A 2,941-nucleotide genomic window follows, 5' to 3' on the forward strand; every position below is an offset into this window, starting at 1 on the left:
AATTGTTGTGACAGGCGCACAAACCCACGCTCACCCCGGGAAACAGGGTCAGCGTGGGCTCGTGTCGGTTCTTCTAGCGATGGTCCTGATGTCGCCGCAGCCGGCCGCGCCGCGGCTCCCACATCACGATCGCCGTGGACCGCGGCACGTGGACCAGCTCACCACGCGGACGGGACTCCTGTTCCCGCCGTTCACGCAGTTCCTCGACCTCGGCGCGGAGGCGGTCGACCTCCTCGGTGAGTTCGATGATCGCCTTGATGCCGGCGAGGTTGACGCCCTCCTCCTGGCTGAGCTGCTGGATGCGGCGCAGCAGGGAGATGTCCTTGCGCGAGTAACGGCGCCCGCCGCCGCTGGTGCGCTCCGGCGTGACCAGGCCCATGCGGTCATAGGTGCGCAGGGTCTGGGCGTGCATGCCGGTGAGTTCAGCGGCGACCGAGATGACGAAGACCTCGCCCAGGTCATCCGTCGGTGACTTCTCCTCCTTCATGGTCACTACACCTCCTCATGTCACTTGTTCCCGGCCCACCCGTCGCGCGGGTTGAAGCCGGAGTCCTTCTCCGCCTGCGCGTACTCCCGCAGGGCGCTGGTGGCGGCGGCGTCCATGTTCTTCGGCACGGCCACCTCGACGGTGACCAGCAGGTCACCGGCCTTGTCCCCGCTCTTCGGCACGCCGCGGCCACGGACACGCAGGGTCCGGCCGTTCGGGGTGCCGGCGGGCACCTTGACCCGGACGGGGGCGTCGAGGGTCGGCACGGTGATCGTGTCGCCGAGCGCGAGCTCGGAGAAGGACACCGGGACGGTCACCTCGAGGTCGTCGCCGTCGCGGGTGAAGACGGCGTCGTCACGCACGTGGACGGTGACGAACAGGTCGCCCGCGGGTTTGCCCTGGGGGCCGGCCTCCCCCTGGCCCGCGAGGCGGACCTTCTGGCCGTCGATGACGCCCGCCGGGATGCGGACGGTCAGCTGACGGGTGCGGCGGACCGTGCCCGAACCGTGGCACGTGGTGCAGGGGTCGGTGATGACCTGGCCGGTGCCGGAGCAGTTGGTGCACGGTGCGCTGAAGCCGAAGGCGCCGCGGTTCTCCGAGGTGAAGCCGGAGCCGTTGCACACCGAGCAGGTCTGCGGGTTGCCCGACTTGGAGCCGGAACCGTGGCAGGTGTTGCAGGGTGCGTCGCCGGTCAGCTGGAGCGGGATCGTCGTGCCCTTGGCCGCTTCACGGAAGTCAAGGGTGATCTCCGTCTCGACGTCCGCTCCCCGCGTCGGCCGAGCTGCGTGGCGAGGACCGCCGCCGCGGTTGAAAAGGCCACCGAAGATATCGCCCAGACCGCCGTCCGCAGAAAATCCTCCACCGGATCCTCGTCCGAAGATGTCCGAGGCGTCGAACCCTTCCGACGTCTGGCGAAACCCGCCGGGGAATCCGGCGCCTCCGCCTCCGCCGAAGCCTCCGAAGCCGCCGCCGGAGCGGAGCATCGCCTTCAGCTGGTCGTATTCCTTGCGCTTGGCCTCGTCGCCGATCACGTCATAGGCCTCGGCCGCCTTCTTGAAGCGGTCCTCGGCGGCCTTGTCGCCCGGGTTCTTGTCCGGGTGGTTCTCACGCGCGAGCTTGCGGTAGGCCTTCTTGATGTCCTCGGCGGAGGCGGACGAGGAGACCCCCAGATCCGCGTAGTAGTTCTTGTCTGCCCACTCTCGCTGAACGGTCACTGGGCATCTCCTCCTTTCAGGATGAGAAGTTCTTTGTCTTGATCTTTTTTATCGCTAACTAAAGGGGGCACCGCCGCCCGAGGGCGGCTGGAGGTGCGTGTCTCGGACGGCGGTGCAGGTGTGTGACGGGCGGACCCGTTACTCGGTGGGGGCCGGGTCGGCGATGATGACCATCGCGTTGCGGACCACCCTGTCCCCGACGCGGTAACCACGGCGGAGGACGGTGCCCAGTGTCTTCTCCTCACCGGAGGAGAGGTCCTGGACGGCCTCGTGGATCTCCGGGTCGAAGGTCTCGCCCTCTTCACCGAAGGGGGTGAGCTTCAGGCCGGTGACCGTGTCGGTGAACTTGTCGGCGAAGGCCTTGAGCGGGCCCTCGTTGAGGTCACCGTGCTGGCGGGCCAGCTCCAGATCGTCGAGGATCGGCAGCAGCTGGGTCAGCACCGACGCCTTGGCGGTGTCGATGATGCCCTGGCGGTCACGCTCGGTACGCCGACGGTAGTTGGCGAACTCGGCGCTCACGCGCTGCAGGTCCTCAGTGCGCTCCGCGAGCTGGGACTCCAGGTCGGAGACCTCGCCGTCACCGTCGGCATCGGCGTCGATGTCGGACAGTGCGGCCTCCAGTTCCGCCTCGAGCTCCGGGTCGAGTTCCGGCTCCACGCGGGAGTCGGGGTCCTCTTCCTGGGCACGCGCGGCCTCCTCGGCGGCTGCCTCGGCGCGGTCCGCCGAGGTCGCCTCCGGGTCGGTGTACTCCGGGTCGCCCGGGTTATCGGGCATCGGGTTCGGGTGTGTCACTACTTCTTCTCCTCACCGGTGTCCGGCTCGTCCTCGACGACCTCGGCGTCGACGACGTTGTCGTCGGCGTCCGCGGTCGGCGCGTCAGCCTGGGTGGCGCCGGCGTTGGCCTCGGCCTCGTAGATGGCCTTGCCCATCTCCTGGGACTCGGCGGAGAGCTTCTCGACGGCGGCCTTGATCGCCTCGAGATCCTCACCCTTGAGGGACTCCTCAACCTCCTTGGCGGCGTCCTCGACCTTGGTCTTGATGTCCTCGGAGACCTTGTCGGAGTTCTCCTCCATGAACTTGCGGGTCTGGTAGACCATGGACTCCGCGTTGTTCCGGGTCTCCTGCTCCTCGCGGCGCTTCTTGTCCTCCTCGGCGTGGACCTCCGCATCCTTGACCATGCGGTCGATCTCCTCCTGGGACAGGCCGGAGCCGTCCTGGATCTTGATCGTGTTCTCCTTGC

The 2,941-nt window shown here is 67.9% G+C and carries 4 protein-coding genes; all 4 read right to left on the reverse strand.

What is annotated here, in order from left to right; all coding sequences use genetic code 11:
- Positions 1-73: 73 nt before the first annotated feature.
- A complete protein-coding gene (locus tag GXZ33_RS09815) occupies positions 74-487 on the reverse strand; it encodes a helix-turn-helix transcriptional regulator (RefSeq protein ID WP_291340858.1) in 414 nt (137 codons plus the stop codon).
- A gap of 20 nt (positions 488-507) precedes the next feature.
- The gene (gene dnaJ / locus GXZ33_RS09820) at positions 508-1,701 is read right to left on the reverse strand and encodes a molecular chaperone DnaJ (RefSeq protein WP_291340855.1); all 1,194 of its coding nucleotides are present in this window, start codon (positions 1,699-1,701) and stop codon (positions 508-510) included.
- A gap of 138 nt (positions 1,702-1,839) precedes the next feature.
- Positions 1,840-2,493, reverse strand: coding sequence for a nucleotide exchange factor GrpE (gene grpE, locus GXZ33_RS09825; protein ID WP_291340856.1), 654 nt, complete (start codon positions 2,491-2,493; stop codon positions 1,840-1,842).
- A partial coding sequence (locus GXZ33_RS09830) for an Hsp70 family protein (protein WP_291340857.1) occupies positions 2,493-2,941 on the reverse strand: 449 nt, incomplete at its 5' end. The genes grpE and GXZ33_RS09830, both read right to left, overlap by 1 nt.

The organism is Corynebacterium sp., assembly GCF_012838985.1.
GTDB lineage: Bacteria > Actinomycetota > Actinomycetes > Mycobacteriales > Mycobacteriaceae > Corynebacterium.

Bases quoted from the DNA above. Each gene is read 5' to 3' on its own strand.
- GXZ33_RS09815 (WP_291340858.1), bottom strand. From the start codon at position 487: ATGAAGGAGGAGAAGTCACCGACGGATGACCTGGGCGAGGTCTTCGTC.